The organism is Paraburkholderia azotifigens, from assembly GCF_007995085.1.
Taxonomy (GTDB): Bacteria; Pseudomonadota; Gammaproteobacteria; order Burkholderiales; family Burkholderiaceae; genus Paraburkholderia; species Paraburkholderia azotifigens.
The window spans coordinates 65,853-83,711 of sequence record NZ_VOQS01000001.1 but is presented as its reverse complement, the minus strand read 5'-3'; the positions used below and the strand labels follow the sequence as shown (position 1 = coordinate 83,711).

The 17,859-nt window shown below is 63.6% G+C and carries 16 protein-coding genes; 12 read left to right on the top strand and 4 right to left on the bottom strand.

Features of this window, described 5'->3' with window-relative positions:
* The first annotated feature begins 59 nt into the window (after positions 1-59).
* The 11 genes from FRZ40_RS00375 to FRZ40_RS00325 all read left to right on the top strand — a co-directional run bounded on the left by FRZ40_RS00375 (position 60) and on the right by FRZ40_RS00325 (position 8,652).
* Positions 60-788, top strand: a complete 729-nt coding sequence (locus FRZ40_RS00375) for a YebC/PmpR family DNA-binding transcriptional regulator (protein ID WP_028365562.1) — start codon at positions 60-62, stop codon at positions 786-788.
* A 286-nt stretch (positions 789-1,074) separates the two neighbouring features.
* Positions 1,075-2,352 (top strand): phosphoribosylamine--glycine ligase, encoded by a 1,278-nt coding sequence (gene purD, locus FRZ40_RS00365; protein WP_147232947.1) that lies wholly within the window; start codon positions 1,075-1,077, stop codon positions 2,350-2,352.
* Between the two features lie 264 nt (positions 2,353-2,616).
* Positions 2,617-3,546, top strand: coding sequence for an oxygen-dependent coproporphyrinogen oxidase (gene hemF / locus FRZ40_RS00360; RefSeq protein WP_028365564.1), 930 nt, complete (start codon positions 2,617-2,619; stop codon positions 3,544-3,546).
* Between the two features lie 51 nt (positions 3,547-3,597).
* A complete protein-coding gene (locus FRZ40_RS00355) occupies positions 3,598-4,317 on the top strand; it encodes a nicotinate-nucleotide adenylyltransferase (RefSeq protein WP_193566992.1) in 720 nt (239 codons plus the stop codon).
* Positions 4,318-4,319: 2 nt separating this feature from the next.
* Positions 4,320-4,778 (top strand): ribosome silencing factor, encoded by a 459-nt coding sequence (rsfS, locus tag FRZ40_RS00350; protein WP_028365566.1) that lies wholly within the window; start codon positions 4,320-4,322, stop codon positions 4,776-4,778.
* Between the two features lie 70 nt (positions 4,779-4,848).
* Entirely contained in the window at positions 4,849-5,319 is a 471-nt protein-coding gene (rlmH, locus tag FRZ40_RS00345) for a 23S rRNA (pseudouridine(1915)-N(3))-methyltransferase RlmH (protein ID WP_028365567.1), read from the top strand.
* Positions 5,320-5,480: 161 nt separating this feature from the next.
* On the top strand, positions 5,481-6,107 hold the full coding sequence (locus FRZ40_RS00340) for a Maf family protein (RefSeq protein ID WP_147232945.1): 627 nt from the start codon (positions 5,481-5,483) through the stop codon (positions 6,105-6,107).
* 9 nt (positions 6,108-6,116) lie between these two features.
* The gene (rng, locus tag FRZ40_RS00335) at positions 6,117-7,586 is read left to right on the top strand and encodes a ribonuclease G (protein WP_028365569.1); all 1,470 of its coding nucleotides are present in this window, start codon (positions 6,117-6,119) and stop codon (positions 7,584-7,586) included.
* 81 nt (positions 7,587-7,667) lie between these two features.
* Entirely contained in the window at positions 7,668-7,856 is a 189-nt protein-coding gene (locus FRZ40_RS00330) for a hypothetical protein (protein WP_147232944.1), read from the top strand.
* A gap of 187 nt (positions 7,857-8,043) precedes the next feature.
* On the top strand, positions 8,044-8,205 hold the full coding sequence (locus FRZ40_RS44275) for a hypothetical protein (protein ID WP_167528630.1): 162 nt from the start codon (positions 8,044-8,046) through the stop codon (positions 8,203-8,205).
* Between the two features lie 150 nt (positions 8,206-8,355).
* On the top strand, positions 8,356-8,652 hold the full coding sequence (locus FRZ40_RS00325; RefSeq protein ID WP_028365570.1) for a hypothetical protein: 297 nt from the start codon (positions 8,356-8,358) through the stop codon (positions 8,650-8,652).
* Between the two features lie 27 nt (positions 8,653-8,679).
* Here the strand turns inward: FRZ40_RS00325 and FRZ40_RS00320 are convergent, their stop codons facing one another.
* The 3 genes from FRZ40_RS00320 to msbA form a co-directional block, all read right to left on the bottom strand.
* Positions 8,680-9,954 (bottom strand): O-antigen ligase family protein, encoded by a 1,275-nt coding sequence (locus FRZ40_RS00320; RefSeq protein WP_147232943.1) that lies wholly within the window; start codon positions 9,952-9,954, stop codon positions 8,680-8,682.
* A gap of 247 nt (positions 9,955-10,201) precedes the next feature.
* Entirely contained in the window at positions 10,202-11,206 is a 1,005-nt protein-coding gene (locus FRZ40_RS00315; RefSeq protein WP_147232942.1) for a glycosyltransferase family 4 protein, read from the bottom strand.
* Positions 11,207-11,291: 85 nt separating this feature from the next.
* Positions 11,292-13,085, bottom strand: a complete 1,794-nt coding sequence (msbA, locus tag FRZ40_RS00310; protein ID WP_147232941.1) for a lipid A export permease/ATP-binding protein MsbA — start codon at positions 13,083-13,085, stop codon at positions 11,292-11,294.
* Between the two features lie 351 nt (positions 13,086-13,436).
* Between msbA and FRZ40_RS00305 the strand changes: the two genes are divergently transcribed.
* Positions 13,437-14,204 (top strand): glycosyltransferase family 2 protein, encoded by a 768-nt coding sequence (locus FRZ40_RS00305; RefSeq protein WP_147232940.1) that lies wholly within the window; start codon positions 13,437-13,439, stop codon positions 14,202-14,204.
* A gap of 46 nt (positions 14,205-14,250) precedes the next feature.
* Here FRZ40_RS00305 and dnaE read toward each other — a convergent pair whose 3' ends face one another.
* A complete protein-coding gene (dnaE, locus tag FRZ40_RS00300) occupies positions 14,251-17,817 on the bottom strand; it encodes a DNA polymerase III subunit alpha (RefSeq protein WP_147232939.1) in 3,567 nt (1,188 codons plus the stop codon).
* Between the last annotated feature and the right edge of the window lie 42 nt (positions 17,818-17,859).

Below are 17,859 nucleotides of genomic sequence, written 5' to 3'. Positions count from 1 at the left end.
CAGACTGACGACATTTGCACACTGCGCGCGCCCTGTCGGCGCGTGCCACGGAGAACGGTATGGCGGGTCATTCGAAATGGGCCAACATCAAGCATAAGAAAGCAGCGGCCGATGCCAAGAAGGGCAAGGTCTGGACGCGGCTCATCAAGGAAATCCAGGTCGCGGCCCGCATGGGCGGCGGCGAAATCGACTCGAACCCGCGCCTGCGGCTCGCCGTCGACAAGGCTTACGACGCCAACATGCCGAAAGACAACATCAACCGCGCGATCCAGCGAGGTGTCGGCGGCGTCGACGGCGCGAACTACGAAGAAATCCGCTACGAAGGCTACGGCATCGGCGGCGCGGCCGTCATCGTCGATACGATGACGGACAACCGCACGCGCACCGTCGCGGAAGTGCGCCACGCGTTCTCGAAGTTCGGCGGCAACATGGGCACGGACGGCTCGGTGTCGTTCATGTTCGATCACGTCGGCCAGTTCCTGTTCGCGCCCGGCACGCCGGAAGACAAGCTGATGGAAGCCGCGCTCGAAGCAGGCGCTGACGACGTCGTCACGAACGAGGACGGCAGCATCGAAGTGATCTGCCCGCCGAACGATTTCCCCAAGGTGAAGAGCGCGCTCGAAAGCGCGGGCTTCAAGGCGGAACTCGCGGAAGTGACGATGAAGCCCCAGACGGAAGTCGAATTCACGGGCGACGACGCCGTCAAGATGCAAAAGCTGCTCGACGCGCTGGAAAATCTGGACGACGTGCAAGAGGTCTATACGAACGCGGCCATCGCCGACGAATAAGGCATGGAGTGAGCGCGCCGCCCGCGTCGGTTTTCTTCCGGGCCGGGCCGTCGCAGCGCTCCTCCTGCTCGCCGCACAGGCGTTTTCGTATGAAGGTCAGAGGGCCGTTGATCGTCGCCGCTGACCGCTCTCTGGCGGCATATATTGCGGCCTTTTCCGCCACAACGCCCTGCTTTGTCGCCTGCGTCACAGGCAATGCCTTCGCGTTGTGCGAAGGTAGAGATGGATATCCACGGTTCGCGCCGCTGCGCGGGCCGTTCACGGTTTTTAGCATTCGGGGAATCACATGAAGTTACTCGTCGTCGGTTCCGGCGGTCGCGAACATGCGCTCGCGTGGAAGCTCGCGCAGTCGCCGCGCGTGCAGCTCGTCTATGTCGCGCCGGGCAACGGCGGCACCGCGCAGGACGACCGCCTGCGCAACATCGATATCACCGATCCGAACGCACTCGCCGACTTCGTCGAGAGGGAACAGGTCGCGTTCACACTGGTCGGCCCGGAACAGCCGCTGGCGGCGGGCATCGTCAACATCTTCCGCGCGCGCGGCCTGAAGATTTTCGGCCCGACGAAGGAAGCGGCGCAGCTCGAAAGCTCGAAGGACTTCGCGAAGGCGTTCATGAAGCGCCATGCCATTCCCACGGCCGAATACGAAACCTTCGCCGACGTGGCGGCCGCGCACGCGTACATCGACGCGAAGGGCGCGCCCATCGTCATCAAGGCAGACGGCCTCGCCGCGGGCAAGGGCGTGGTCGTCGCGCTGACGCTCGACGAGGCGCACCACGCCGTCGACATGATGCTGTCGGACAACAAGCTCGGCGACGCCGGCGCGCGCGTCGTGATCGAAGAATTCCTGGCGGGCGAAGAAGCCAGCTTCATCGTGATGGTGGACGGCAAGAACGTGCTGGCGCTGGCATCGAGCCAGGATCACAAGCGTCTGCTGGACGGCGATCAGGGCCCGAACACGGGCGGCATGGGCGCCTATTCGCCCGCGCCTATCGTCACGCCGCAACTGCACGCGCGCGTGATGCGCGAAATCATCCTGCCGACCGTGCGCGGGATGGAAAGAGAAGGCATCCGCTTCACGGGCTTCCTGTACGCCGGCCTGATGATCGACGCGCAAGGCAACCCGAAGACGCTCGAATTCAACTGCCGGATGGGCGACCCGGAAACGCAGCCGATCATGGCGCGTTTGAAGGGCGATTTCTCGAAGGTCGTCGAGCAGGCGATCGCGGGCACGCTGGATACGGTGGAACTGGAATGGGACCGCCGCACCGCGCTCGGCGTGGTGCTGGCCGCACACAACTATCCGGAAGCACCGCGCAAGGGCGATTTCATCGGCGGCATTCCGGCGGAAACGGCGGACGCAGTGACGTTCCACGCAGGCACGACGCTCGCCGACGGCAAGCTGACGACCTCGGGCGGACGCGTGCTGTGCGTGGTCGGGCTGGCGGATTCGGTGCGCAGCGCGCAGTCGGTCGCTTATGAGGCGATCAACCATATTTCGTTCGACGGCATGCAGTATCGCCGCGACATCGGTTATCGCGCGGCCAACCGCAAGCACGGCTAAGCCGGCCTTTTTCTGCGAGCAAGCGCTTCCCGGCGCGGCATCCGGGGCATCCTGCCCGGACTCGCCACATGGCCCTTCGGGGCCATATGGCCGCGCCGGCGCTACACTTGGGTCTGTCGGCAGATTTTCGCCGCGATGGGCGAGCCCCGGCTGAGCAACGCCGACAACCGCCAGAACATGCGCCGCGAACGGCACATAGCGCCCGATCTGGCCCATTGAGTCCCGACCGCGCCAGCGTTTTTTGCCTGCCGCGCCCCACATATCATGACCGATTCGATTCACGCTCACGACACTCAGACCGTCCGCACCTGGATGCAAGGCTTGCAGACGCGGATCGCCGACGCACTCGGTGCATTCGACGGCACGCCGCTCACCACCGACAGCTGGCAGCGCGCGCCCGGAGAAAAGCTGCGTGGCGGCGGCTGCACGCGCATCCTGGAAGACGGCCAGTTCTTCGAGCGCGCGGGCATCGGCTTCTCCGACGTGCAAGGCGACGCCCTGCCCGGCTCGGCCAGCGCGCTGCGCCCGCAACTGGCGGGACGCGGCTTCGAAGCGATGGGCGTGTCGCTGGTGCTGCATCCGCGTAACCCGTACTGCCCGACCGTTCACATGAACGTGCGCCTCCTCGTCGCGACGAAAGCGGGCGAAACACCCGTGTTCTGGTTCGGCGGCGGTATGGATCTGACGCCCTATTACGGCTTCGAGGAAGATGCGCAGCATTTCCACCGCGTCTGCCGCGACGCGCTGCAACCGTATGGCGACGACCTCTATCCGCGCTTCAAGCGCTGGTGCGACGACTACTTCTTCCTGAAGCATCGCAACGAACCGCGCGGCATCGGCGGGATTTTCTTCGACGACTTCTCTGAGCCCGGCTTCGACCGGTCTTTCGCGATGGTCAAGAGCGTCGGCGATGCGTTCCTGAATGCGTATCTGCCCATCATCGAGAAGCGCCGCGACACGCCGTACGACCAGGTCCAACGCGACTTCCAGGCTTACCGGCGGGGCCGCTACGTCGAATTCAATCTCGTGTTCGACCGTGGCACACTGTTCGGGCTGCAAAGCGGCGGACGCACGGAGTCGATCCTGATGTCGATGCCGCCCGTCGTGAACTGGCGCTACAACTGGCAGCCCGAGCCGGGCACGCCGGAGGCGCGCCTCTACAGCGACTTTCTCGTGCAGCGCGAGTGGGTCTGACGCGCCTGGCCGCCCAGCTCCCGCTCCCACCGACAGGCAAAGGAACCGCAACTGAATCCGACCGCTCAATCCATCGCCGCGAAACAGGCACTGCGCCGCCGCATCGGCATACTCGGCGGCACGTTCGACCCCATCCACGACGGTCATCTCGCGCTCGCGCGGCGTTTCGCCGAGGCGCTCGATCTGACCGAACTCGTGCTGATGCCGGCCGGCCAGCCGTGGCAGAAGGCGGACGTGTCGGCAGCCGTGCACCGGCTCGCGATGACGCGCGCAGCCGCCGCGTCGCTGGCGCTGCCGGGCGTGACGGTCAGCGTCGCCACGGATGAAATCGAGCACGACGGTCCCACGTACACTGTCGAAACGCTGCGGCGCTGGCGCGAACGCGAAGGCACGGACGCGTCGATCTCGCTGCTGATCGGCGCGGACCAGCTGGTTCGGCTCGACACCTGGCGCGACTGGCAGCAACTGTTCGACTACGCGCACATCGCAGCGGCAACGCGCCCGGGCTTCGACGTATCAGCTGTACCGCCCGGCGTCGCGGCGGCGATCGCGCAACGCGGGGCTGACGCCCGCACGTTGCAGGCAACTCCGGCCGGGCATCTGCTGATCGATACGTCGCTTGCGTTCGATGTATCGGCCACCGACATTCGCGCGCATCTGCGCGCGTCGCTCGAAAACGCGGCAGCGACGGGCGACGGTCAATCTGCACAGAATCATGTCCCCACGGCCGTGTGGGACTATATTGTTCAACATCATCTGTACCATCGGTAATCATGGATATACGCAAGCTCCAACGTGCCATCGTCGACGGACTCGAAGACGTCAAGGCGCAAGACATCCGGGTGTTCAACACCAGCCACCTCACCGAACTGTTCGATCGCGTGATCGTCGCCAGCGGCACGTCGAACCGCCAGACCAAGGCGCTCGCCTCCAGCGTGCGCGAGAAGGTCAAGGAAGTGGGCGGCGACATCATCAGCACGGAAGGCGAAGACATCGGCGAATGGGTTCTGGTGGATTGCGGCGATGCCGTCGTGCACATTCTGCAACCCGCACTGCGTCAGTACTACAACCTCGAAGAAATCTGGGGCGACAAGCCGGTGCGCGTGAAACTGTCGACGCCGAACCCGTTCGGCGGCGCCCGTCCGTCCGAGCCGCTCGACGACGAAGACGAGGAAGAAGAAGCCCCCGTCGCGCGTCCGGCACGTAAGGCACCCGCTCGCCGCCGTTCGTGATCGCTTTCATGTCCGGGCCGACGTCCGGTCGCTCTGATGCGAGCATTTCTGACGCGGCACGGGGCTGACGATGAAACTGCATATCCTCGCGGTCGGCCACAAGATGCCGGACTGGATTGCCACGGGCTTCGACGAATACGCGAAGCGCATGCCGCCCGAGCTGCGTATCGAATTGCGTGAAATCAAACCCGAGCAACGCTCGTCGGGGCGTTCCGCCGAAAGCGTGATGGCCGCCGAGCGGCAGAAGATCGAAGCGGCGCTGCCGAAGAACGCGCGTATTGTCGCGCTCGATGAACGCGGCAAGGACTGGACCACGATGCAGCTCGCGAACGCTCTGCCCACCTGGCAACAGGACGGACGCGACGTCGCATTTCTGATCGGCGGAGCAGATGGACTCGACCCCGAACTGAAGGCGCGCGCCGACATGCTGCTGCGCGTGTCGAGCCTCACGCTGCCGCACGCGATGGTCCGCGTGCTGCTTGCCGAACAACTGTATCGCGCGTGGACCATCACGCAGAATCATCCGTATCATCGGGTCTGAACTCCGTCTGAACATACGGACATCTTCAAGTCCCGCGTCCTTGCGCACAACCTGGCCGAACGGCCAGGGTGCGCGCCGCTCTCCCCGTCTGTTACGCTCAACACCTGTCGTCGGCTTCGTGTTCCGAGGCCGTGCCGCCCTTCTTCGCTAGTGATCCATTCATGTCCATTCAGAGTGCCGCTTTTCCGTTCGTCTACCTGGCTTCTCAAAGCCCGCGCCGTCAAGAATTGCTGACGCAACTGGGCGTGCGCTTCGAACTGCTGCTGCCGCGCCCCGATGAAGACGCCGAGGCACTCGAAGCCGAACTGCCAGGCGAGCGAGCGCACGACTACGTGATGCGCGTGTGCGTCGCGAAGGCCCGTGCGGCACGTGCGCGGCTCGTGGCAGGCGGTCACGCGAATGCGCCCATTCTCGTTGCCGATACAACCGTCACGATCGACGATGCGATTCTCGGCAAGCCGATCGATGCAGACGATGCCGTCGCGATGCTTACGCGTCTCGCCGGGCGCGATCACGAAGTGCTGACGGCCGTGACCGTCGCCGATGCACAGGGTGAATTGCTTGCGCCTGCCCTATCGGTTTCGCGCGTACGCTTTGCTGCAGTGCAAAGCGACGCGTTGCGCCGCTACGCGGCAAGTGGCGAACCGCTCGGCAAGGCAGGCGCGTATGGCATTCAGGGGCGTGCGGCGGAGTTCATCGAGCATATCGACGGGTCCTATTCAGGTATCATGGGTTTGCCATTGTTTGAAACCGCTGCCCTTCTACGTGCGGCGCGCATCGACTTCTAGAACAACACCATGAACGAAGAAATCCTGATTAACGTTACGCCACAGGAGACGCGCGTAGCGTTGGTCCAGCAGGGCGCAGTGCAGGAGCTTCATGTCGAACGCACGCTGTCGCGCGGGCGGGTCGGCAATGTCTATCTCGGCAAGGTCGTCCGCGTGCTGCCGGGCATGCAGTCCGCGTTCATCGATATCGGTCTCGAACGTGCGGCGTTTCTGCACGTTGCCGACATCTGGCATCCGCGGCTTGCGGGCGAGCCGCAGCAGCAGGTGCCGCATCAGCCCATCGAGAAAATCGTCTTCGAAGGACAAACCTTGATGGTTCAGGTCGTCAAGGATCCCATCGGCACCAAAGGCGCGCGGCTCTCCACGCAAGTCAGCATCGCCGGACGCACGCTCGTCTATCTGCCGCAGGAACCGCATATCGGCATTTCGCAGAAGATCGAAAGCGAGGCCGAGCGCGAAGCCGTGCGCGCGCGGCTCACGTCGGTGCTGCCCGTCGACGAGAAAGGCGGCTACATCGTGCGCACCATCGCCGAAGACGCGACGAGCGAAGAACTGGCCGCCGACGTCGCGTATCTGCGCAAGACCTGGGCGACGATACTTTCGCAGGCGCAGCGCATGCCGCCGACCAGCCTGCTCTATCAGGATCTGAACCTCGCGCAGCGCGTGCTGCGCGACTTCGTCAACGACGAGACCACGCGCATCCAGGTGGATTCGCGCGAGACGTTCCAGATGCTCGCGGAGTTCGCGGCCGAGTTCACGCCTGCTGTTTCGTCGAAGCTGCATCACTACACGGGCGAGCGTCCCCTCTTCGATCTGTACAACATCGAGACGGAAATCCAGCGTGCGCTGTCGCGGCGCGTCGATCTGAAGTCGGGCGGTTATCTGGTGATCGACCAGACGGAAGCCATGACGACCATCGACGTCAACACGGGCGGCTACGTCGGAGCGCGTAATTTCGACGATACGATCTTCAAGACCAATCTCGAAGCCGCGCATACGATCGCGCGGCAATTGCGGCTGCGCAATCTGGGCGGCGTGATCATCATCGACTTCATCGACATGGAGAACGCCGAGCATCGCGATCAGGTGCTCGGGGAACTGAAGAAGGCGCTCGCCCGCGACCGCACGCGTGTGACGGTCAACGGGTTCTCGCAACTGGGTTTGGTCGAGATGACGCGAAAGCGCACGCGCGAGTCGCTTGCGCATGTGCTGTGCGAACCTTGCCCGGTTTGCCAGGGCAAAGGACAAGTGAAGACGGCGCGTACCGTCTGCTATGACGTGCTGCGTGAAATTCTGCGGGAGTCGCGCCAGTTCAATCCGCGCGAGTTTCGCGTGGTCGCGTCGCAGCAGGTCATCGATCTCTTCCTGGAAGAAGAATCCCAGCATCTGGCGATGTTGATCGATTTCATCGGCAAGCCGGTATCGTTGCAGGTCGAGTCGAATTTGAGCCAGGAGCAATACGACATTGTCCTGATGTAATCGCATCGTCTCATCGTCCACTGGAGACTCCCGGGCACATCGCTTGCTTGATGGCAGGCGACACCGCACGCGGGAGGCGACATGCGCTCCGAACAATACGACTACAACGACGATCAGACACCCCTACCGAACCCTTGCTACGACAGGCTTTGCAGCCAGTCCGTCCGCGAGAATGGCACGCGACGCAAACACACGGCAGCCGCCATGCTGAGCTTCGGCATCGCCTGGTTGTTCGGCCTCGAAGCGCTGCTTTCCGACGACGAAAACTGACCGGCCGATGCGCCCTGCATCGGAGCGCGATACGAATTTTCAATCGCTTCCGTGTAGAGGTTACAGAGATCGATCGAGCGCGGCGTGCAACGGGGACAATGCCGGATGGCGTGTCACGAGCGAGACAGCCCTCTTCCGGCAAATCAACTAGACTTTCCGTATGCAGTTGCAATAGACGGAGGCTGCCATGGCTGAATCAATGGTTGGCATCGTGGTCGGCATTGTCGTGCTGGCGGTGATCGCGACGCTGCTGTCGCATCAATTGCGGCGCGAGCATCACTATCGCGAAGGGATGTCGGGGCGCTTCGACGGGCATCGCTGGTGGGAGCGCCTGCGGCATCGTCACTGAGCCCCTGCCGCGGACAGGCCCGGCAGGCCGCCAGCCCGCAAACACTTTATCCACACCCACCCGCGCCGCTCAATGCGGCGCACGACACGCGGCAAGCGTCAGCCTCACCCGTCATCTTCAGGCCGCCCGACGCGCCGCACGGAGGCGATCATGTCCGACGAAGCCGCAACCCTGAGCTGGCAACAAGTCGACTATGAAGGCTTCGAGATTCACTTCGCGCCATCGCTGAAAGAAGGCACCGCGCGCTACACGTATATCGGCTATGTCTGCCATCCCGGCGCCAATCCAAAATTGCCGGGCCACACCGTTCACTTTCACGCGGACGGCGAGGAATCGTTCAAGACGCTCGACGATGCGAGCGATGAAGCCGTGCACGTCGGCAAGGCAATCGTGGAAGGCACGCACCCCGATCTGTCGGTGCTGTCGCTGGTGACGAGCGGCGTTTAAAGAATGTCGGCTCGTCCGAGGAAACGCTTAGCGAACCGGGCTTTCGTCCGCTTTCGACGGCGTCTCTTTGCGGCAACTGAGGAAAATGCCGACGAGGAAAATGAACAGATTGCCCTCGGTAAAGTTCAGCAGCAGCGAATTCGCAAAGCAGCCGATCGCAAAGGCAAACAGATAAGCGAGCACGATCGTGCGCGCGGGCTCGCGCAGTTCGAGCGCGGAGCGTCCGATCTGCACCAGGAAGAACACGAACAGCGCGATGCCGAGTGCACCCAGCTGAATCCCCATCAGCAGGAATTCGTTGTGCGGATTACCCGCCGTCGCGGCTTTCGCGCCCGTCGCGTTGCGCGCGAAGGCATCGAATTCGTCCTGCACGGTACCCACGCCATGACCAATGATGGGACGCTCGGCAATCAGTTCGAGGCTGCGCCGATAGAACACGATGCGTACCCCCATCGACGTATTCTTGTTCGACGTCTCGTACGCGCTGATTTCTTCATGCGTTTCCGCGAGGCGCGAGGCATGCGAATGCAGCGCCGCGTAGACGAGGCTGCCCGCGACGGCGACCAGCACAATGCCGCTCCCCCAGCGCATCCACGGCTTCATGCCGCGTAGCGACACAAAGTACGTCACGACATAGATCACGATAAAGAGAATTGCGATGATCTGCCCCGTGCGCCCCTGCATCATCAACAGCACATTGACGATCGCGAGCAGCGCGACGATATAGAGCGTCACCCTGGCAGCACGCGAACGCGCGTGTTTCGCGAAGTTCAGTGCCAGATAGAACAGCAGCGCCGTCATGATGCCTGCCGCGATGTGATCCTTGAAAACCCAGGCTTTGCGGATGGGATCGGTATTCGAGTGCCACGTGCCGATCGACGTCCAGCCGAAGTAATTCGAGCACGACAGCACCAGCGCAAACGTCAGCGCTCCGAACAGCGTCCACTTCGCGACAGTCGTCCAGGCCGTCGTACGGCAATCGCGGAACGTCAGCATCAGCAGCGGCAGATAGATCAGCTTGCGGTACTTCATCAGGAAGTCGAACGCATGCCCGCGATCCGCCGTCGTCCACGCGAGGCTCAACATCAGCGCGGCGGCGAGCAGCAGCGCGGCCACGCTCACGCGATCCGTGAAAATCGAACGCCAGTTGCGCCACACTTCGGGCGACAGCAGCGCGCACACCGCGAACAGCGACGCCGCGATATTGACGCCGGCAGTGGACAACGGAACGGCAAACAGGGCGACAAGCGCGAAAGTCCGCGCGAGGATCAACGGATACGAATCTGTTCTGGCGTGTTGCATGTATGCTTCAACTCTCAATGACGAAATGCGCTCGCGTAGCCGTCGACCGTCGGCTCGCTGCGTCAGTGGCCCGGCCTCTTCCGGCCGCTGCCTTTTGTCGATCTTGTCGATCTTGCCTGCCTAATCCTGCCACATCTTGCTGGCCGCGCCACGGCGGCCAGGTCACGCCGTCGTCATCATCTCACGGCCCGCATGCGTTTTGCTTGCACGTCAGCCGGACGTGCAAGCAACGGTAAGGCCCCACCGTTCATCGTGGGGTATCGCGCAGATAGAACGCCGTGCGCGCGTCGAGCGCCTCGCGCGAATACAGCTGCTCGACGGTCCGGCGCGCCGCCGCGCCGATCTGCGCGCGCAACGCCGGTTGCCCGATCAGCTGATCAAGTATTGCCAGTGCTTCTTCGGATGTATCGAAAAGATAGCCGTTCTCGCCATGGCGAACGACGTCCGCGTAGCCGCCATGACGATGACACACCACGGGCAAACCGCACGCCATTGCCTCGAGCACCACGCGCCCGAAGGTCTCGACGTGCTCGCCCGTGCGGTAATAGAAAATATCGAGTTCGTGCAGAAAGTCCGGCGCGGCCATCGCGCCTTCGGGCAAAAGACGGATCGCGTCGTCTTTCGGCAAAGCGCCCGCCAGCGTCGTCGCGCCTTGCAGGAGCAGCTTGCAGCCGCGCGCGGCGAGCGCCTTGTACACGGCGATGTCGTCGGGATGATGCTTGTCGGCCGTATCGCGGCTCAAGCGGCCGATCACTGGTTGCGCATGCGCTTCGCGCGCGCGAGGTGCAAAGCGGCCAATATCGATCGGCGAAGGCTGGATCTCCCCCTTCACACCGAGCAGTTGCGCCTGGAAAGACGAGATCAGCACGAACTCGGTCGCGGGCCAGCGCAAGAGCGGCGGCGGCGTCGAAGTGAGCTCGAGCAGCTTCGGATGAAACGTGTTGAACACGTATACGAGCCGCTGGGGACGGCCCACGAAATACGGCCATAAACGGTTGCGCCAATGCGCGCCCACGAACACGTAGGTGCCGCCGCGCGGCACGCTCGCCTTGAATGGCGCAACGCGGCGAATCGGATAGGCGGCCGCCAGTTCCTCCGACGTCCGCGACGATGTGCTCCATAGCTGCACGTCGCTCTTGCCGCGCAGCAGTTCGTACAGGCTCAGCGCCTCCCGCTCGCTGCCGCCGTTCGGATTGTGAAACCCGTTGAAGATGTGAATCATGCCTTCTGTCTGAATGGTCACCGGCTGCATCGGATAGTTCGCAGCGGCGGGCGCACCCTCATGCGGCGCTGGGCCGCGCGGGCGTACCCTCTATAGGATGCTCACGCAAAGATTCTCATGCCGCGTGCTGCTGGAACTGGATTCGATGCAGATGCGCATACAAGCCGTTCTGCGTCAGCAATTCGCGGTGGCTGCCACGCTCGACGATACGCCCCGCGTCGAGCACGAGAATGCGGTCAGCACGCTCGATGGTCGACAGACGATGCGCGATCACGAGCGTCGTGCGGCCCTTCATCAGCGTTTCGAGCGCGGCCTGCACATGACGCTCGGATTCGGAATCGAGCGCCGAGGTGGCTTCGTCGAGAATCAGGATGGGCGCGTCCTTGTACACCGCGCGCGCAATCGCGAGACGCTGGCGCTGGCCGCCTGACAGCATCATGCCGTTGTCGCCGATCAGCGTTTCGATGCCGTTCGGCATCGCGGCCACGGTGTCCCACAGATTGGCGGCATGCAGTGCTGCCGTCACGCGTTCCGGGTCCGCCGTCTGTCCGTAGGCGACGTTGTTCGCGATCGTGTCGTTGAACAGCACGACGTCCTGGCTCACCATCGCAATCTGGCTGCGCAGCTCGTGAATGCCGTATTCGGGCAGCGCCACGCCGTCGACGAGAATCTGGCCGCCGCTCGGATCGAAGAAACGCGGCAGCAGGTTCACGAGCGTCGTTTTGCCGCTGCCCGACGGACCCGCCAGCGCGACCATCTCGCCGGGGGCGACCTTGAATGACACGGTATCGAGCGTCTGCCGCTGCATCGGACCGCTTGCGCCGTACATGAACGACACATCGCGGAACTCGACTTCGCCCGTCGAGCGCTCCAGTTTGCGGCCGCCGCCCACCGGCTCCGACGGCTCGTCGATCAGACCGAAGATCAGTTCGGCCGCCGTCATGCCGCGCTGCAACGGCTGGTTCACGTCCATCAGGTGCTTGAGCGGAGAAATGATCAGCAGCATCGACGTGACGAAGGCGACGAAGCCGCCGACCGTCGTCTGGTCGTGCGACGACTGCACGACGGCGATCGTGATCACGACGGCGAGCGCGATCGAGGCGAGAAACTGCGTGAGCGGCTGCGCAAGCCCGCCCGACACCGTCATGCGCATCGAGTAGCCGCGCAGACGCTTGCTCATCTCCGTGAAACGGTCGATCTCGTACTGCTCGCCGTTATGCACCTTGACGACCTTGTAGCCACCCACCGTCTCCTCGACGACATAGGACAGCTCGTTGGTGAGCGTCTGATGTTCGCGGTTCAGGCGGCGCAGCCGGCGGTTGATCTTGCCCACCAGCCAGCCGATGCCCGGCAGCAGCACGGCGACGATCAGCGTCAGGCGCCAGTTCAGATAGAACAGGTAGCCGAGCAGAAACACGACCGTCAGTGAATCGCGCACGAGCGTGACCATTACGCCCGTCAGCACGTTGAGGATCTGATTCACCTCGAAAACGATCGCGTTGATGACCGTGCTGGCCGTTTCGCGCTGAAAAAAGGCGACGCTGCTGTGGATCATCCGGTTGAACATGGTCAGCCGCAGTTCCAGCAGGATGCGGTTCGACACGTAGGACAGCAGGTAGCCCGACGCGTACTGTGCGACACCGCGCACGAGCGCGAGGCCGATCACGGCAAGCGGCACGAACCACTTCGCGGCGTCGCTGCCGTGCTCGCCGAAGCCGTGGTCGAGCAGCGGCTTGAGCAGCGCGGGAATCCCTGCCTCGGTGGCGGCCACGACGCCCATCGTGAAAATGCCGGCCAGGACGATCCAGATGAGCGGCTTGACGTACGGCCACAGACGCCGCAGGACCACGATGGTCGACGTTGTTTCACCGGAGCCGATGGGCTTGCTTAACGTTGGCTTGGCGCTCAAGAGTTCCTCTGGGAATGCGGATGCGCTTCACGGCACCCGTGGACCGCCCCCTCGGGCGGATTGCAAATGCGACATTGTAAACCGTCCGGCATGTCATCCCGACCCGGCTAAATGATTGGAAATCCACACGTTTGCGGATTTCCCGGGCACGGCGCGGCCGCATTGCCCGGCTCGATCGCGCCCAGGCCCGCTTCAACCGGCTCGCCACCCGCGCACGGCCATGCGAATGGCCCGCCCGGCGCTTAACGTCGGCTTACATCCGCTGTGTATACTTGCGCAACTTTCGTTGGGCGGCGGCCACGGCAGCAGGCTGTGTGGAGCAGGCGCCCATCTCTCCCGCCATCGATTCGCATGACACAACCCACACTCGGCGTCGCCATCATCACGAAGAACGCCGCGCTGCGGCTCGACGAATGCCTGCGCGCCGTCGCGTTCGCCGACGAAATCGTCGTCGTCGACAGCGGCAGCACGGATGCCACCGTCGACATCGCCCGTTCGCACGGCGCGCGCGTGCTCACGCATGCCGACTGGCCGGGCTTCGGCCCGCAAAAGAACCGCGCGCTGGACGCGCTCGGCACGACCTGGGTGCTGTCGATCGACGCGGACGAAATCGTCACGCCGGAACTGGCCGTCTCGATTGCCGGCGCGCTCGCCACGCCTGCCGCCGATGTGTATGCCGTCGACCGTCTGTCGGCATTTTGCGGACATTGGGTGCGCCACAGCGGCTGGTATCCCGACTGGATTCCGCGTCTGTTCAAACGCGGCACGGCCCGTTTCTCCGACGACCTCGTGCACGAGCGGCTCATGTTCGATTCGCCCGCAAAGCGTCTGGACGGCAAATTGATGCATCACTCGTACGAAGACTTCGAGACGGTGCTGCGCAAGCTCGACGCGTATTCGACGGCAGGCGCGCAGCAGCGCCATGCGGCCGGCCAGCGCGGCAGCTTCGGCAAGGCCGTCGCGCGGGGCGCGTGGGCTTTCGTGCGAACCTACCTGCTGCGTCGCGGCTTCCTGGATGGCCGCGCGGGCTTCATGATCGCGATGTTCAACGCGGAAACCGTGTACTACCGGTTCTTGAAGCTGGCGCAGTTGGGACGCGAGAACGGCCCGGAGCGCTGACGGCTGCACACGTCGGCGCCAGCGATTTGAGCAGGCGCCGCAAGCGTCAATACACGATCTCGATCGCGCTGCCTGAAAACTCGCTGCGCAACGCAGCGAGCAGTTCATCCGTCGGCTTCACGCGCCACGCGTCGCCGAGCCGCACCTCGCCTTCCGCATTGTCGCTGCGATAGACGATCTGCACGGCGAGTCCGTTCGGCATCGGTGCCGATGGCCGTTGCGAGCGCCCGCCCGCATCTCCATTGCCGTTGCTGAAGCCGCCGCGGCCACCGCTGCGTACTGCGGGCACAGCAACTTCAGCATCTTCCGGCCTGGCGCGATACGCCTCGAGCACGGAGCGCAGCGCATGCGCGTTCGCGTTGCCGTTCATCTGCACCTTCACGGCCTGCGCGTAGCGCGTGCGGGCACGGCCGAGATCCATCGGCGTATCGACGGTGAAGCGGATGCCGCCCGTGAACGCGTCGTTGCGCGCCTGGCCTTGCACGACGAGCAGCTCGTCTTCCTTGAACAGCTGCTTGTGTGCCTCGAACTGTTCGTTGAAAACGGTCACTTCGCACTGGCCCGTGCCGTCGTCGAGCAGCGCAATCAGCATCTTGCCGCGCTGGGTCATCTGCGTGCGCAACGACACGATCACGCCTGCCACCAGCTTGTCGCGCCCTTCCTTCAGTTCGCCGATCTTCTGACGCACGAAGCGGCGCACTTCGTCCTTGTAGGCATCGAACAGATGGCCCGACAGGTAGAAGCCGAGCGCCGTCTTCTCTTCCTGCAGACGTCGCTTGTCCGGCCACGCGGGCTCGTCGACGAGTTCATGGCCCTGCGACGGCGCGTCGCCCATATCGAACAGACCCGCCTGCATCGCGTTGGCGCTCGCCTGGTCGGCGGCTTCCATCGCGAGCGAGACAGATGCGATCAGCTGCGCGCGGTTCTCGTGCAGCGAATCGAACGCGCCTGCGCGAATCAGCGCTTCGACCGTGCGTCGATTGACGATGCGCCGGTCGATCCGGTTGCAGAAATCAAAGAGATCGATGAACGGACCTTCTTCGCGTGCGCGCAGGATTTCTTCGATCGCGTTCTGGCCACTGCCCTTGATCGCGCCGAGGCCGTAGCGGATGGTGCGCGAACGCTTGCCGTCGCTTTCGGCGACAGGCTCGAACCGGTACGCCGACAGGTTGATGTCGGGCGGCAGCACGGCCATCTTGTTCGCGAGGCAGTCTTCGAACAGGATCTTGACCTTGTCCGTGTCGTCCATCGCGAGCGACATGTTGGCCGCCATGAATTCGGCGGGATGATGCGCCTTGAGCCACGCGGTGTGGTACGCGAGCAGCGCATAGGCGGCCGCGTGCGACTTGTTGAAGCCGTAGCCCGCGAACTTCTCCATCAGGTCGAACGTTTCGTCGGCCTTCTCGCGCGTCAAACCGTTCCTGGCGGCGCCTTCCGCGAAGATCTCGCGATGCTTCGCCATTTCCTCGGGCTTCTTCTTGCCCATCGCGCGGCGCAGCAGGTCGGCGCCGCCCAGCGAATAGCCGCCGATGATCTGCGCCATCTGCATCACCTGCTCCTGATAGACCATGATGCCGTAGGTCTCTTTCAGAACAGGTTCGACGCGCGGATCCGGATACTCGACCGTCTCGCGGCCGTGCTTACGCGCACAGAAGCTCGGGATCAGATCCATCGGGCCGGGACGGTACAACGCCACGAGCGCGATGATGTCCTCGAAGCGGTCAGGCTGCGCGTCCTTCAGCATGCCTTGCATGCCGCGGCTTTCCAGCTGGAACACGGCGACCGTATTCGCCTTCTTGAGGATCGAGAACGACGCAGGGTCGTCGAGCGGCACCTGTGCGAGCGACCAGTTTTCCTTCGACGGATCGAGACGGCGGATATAGCGCTCGGCCCAGTCGAGAATGGTCAGGGTGGTCAGACCCAGAAAGTCGAACTTCACGAGGCCGACGGCTTCGACGTCGTCCTTGTCGTACTGACTCACGACGCCGCTTTCGTCGCCCTGCGTGTAGAGCGGGCAGAAGTCCGTCAGCTTGCCGGGCGCAATCAGCACGCCGCCCGCGTGCATGCCGACGTTACGCGTCAGGCCTTCCACGCGCTGCGCGAGTTCGAGCAGCTGATGCACTTCGTCTTCATTGTCGAAGCGCTCCTGCAGCAGCGGCTCTTCCTTCATCGCGTCCGCGATAGTGACGTGCTTGCCCGGCTTGAACGGAATCAGCTTTGCGACGCCGTCCGTGAACATGTAGCCGAGATCGAGCACCCGGCCGATGTCGCGCACTGCCGCCTTTGCGGCCATCGTGCCGAACGTCGCGATCTGCGACACGGCGTCCGCGCCGTACTTCTCCTTCACGTACTGGATCACGCGGTCGCGGCCATGCTGGCAGAAGTCGATGTCGAAGTCGGGCATCGACACCCGTTCCGGATTCAGAAACCGTTCGAACAGCAGGTTGTAGCGCAACGGATCGAGGTCGGTAATACCGAGCGCGTACGCGACCAGCGACCCCGCACCAGACCCCCGGCCCGGCCCGACGGGCACGCCGTTGTTCTTTGCCCAGTTGATGAAGTCCGCCACGATCAGGAAGTAGCCGGGAAAGCCCATCTTGATGATCGTGCCGCACTCGAAGTCGAGGCGCGCGTAGTAGCTTTCGCGCTGCGCATCGCGTTCGGCCTGCTCAGGGAAAAGCTGCTCCAGACGCTTTTCCAGGCCCTCCTTCGACAGCTGCACCAGGTAGTCGTCGAGCGACATGCCGTCCGGCGTCGGGAACAGCGGCAGCTTGGGCTTGCCGAGTTCGAGCGTGAGGTTGCAGCGCCTGGCGATTTCGACGGTGTTCGCGATCGCGGACGGAATGTCCGCATACAGCGCGGCCATCTCCTCTTGCGTGCGGAAATACTGGTCCGTCGTGAAGCGTTTCTGACGGCGCGGATTCGCGAGAATATCGCCTTCTGAAATACACACGCGCGCTTCGTGCGCGGTGAAATCGTCGGGCGTCATGAACTGCAGCGGATGCGTGGCGACGACAGGCAGCTTCAGCGCAGCCGCAAGCGCGACGGCCTGCTGCACATACGCTTCCGCGCCGAGCTGCCCGCCGCGCTGCAATTCGATGTAAAAACCGTTCGGGAAAATCTGCGCCCAGCGCTGCGCGTTGCGCCGTGCGGCTTCTTCATTGCCCGCCGCGAGCGCGAGACCGACGTCGCCGTGCTGCGCGCCCGACAGCGCCAGCAGCCCTTCCGCGAGTCCGCTTTCGAGCCACGCCGTTTCCACTTCCGCGCGCCCGCGATACTGATTCGTGAGCCACGCCTTCGACAGCAACTCGCAAAGATTCAGATAGCCGGTCTTGTTCTTGACCAGCAGCAAAAGCCGCGAAGGCTTGTCGCGGTCGTCCGGATTCGTGATCCAGACGTCGCAGCCGGCAATGGGTTTGACCCCTTTGCCACGGGCTTCCTTGTAAAAACGGACGAGACCGAATGCGTTGCCGAGATCGGTGAGTGCGAGCGCGCCCTGACCGTCTTTGGCGGCGGCATCGACGACGTCGTCGATGCGCACGATGCCATCGGCAATCGAGAATTCGGAGTGGACGCGGAGATGGACGAAGCGGGGATCTGACATGGGCGACATTGTAACCCCGCCCTCCCGAAAAATTTTGGCCAAACCGGGCCC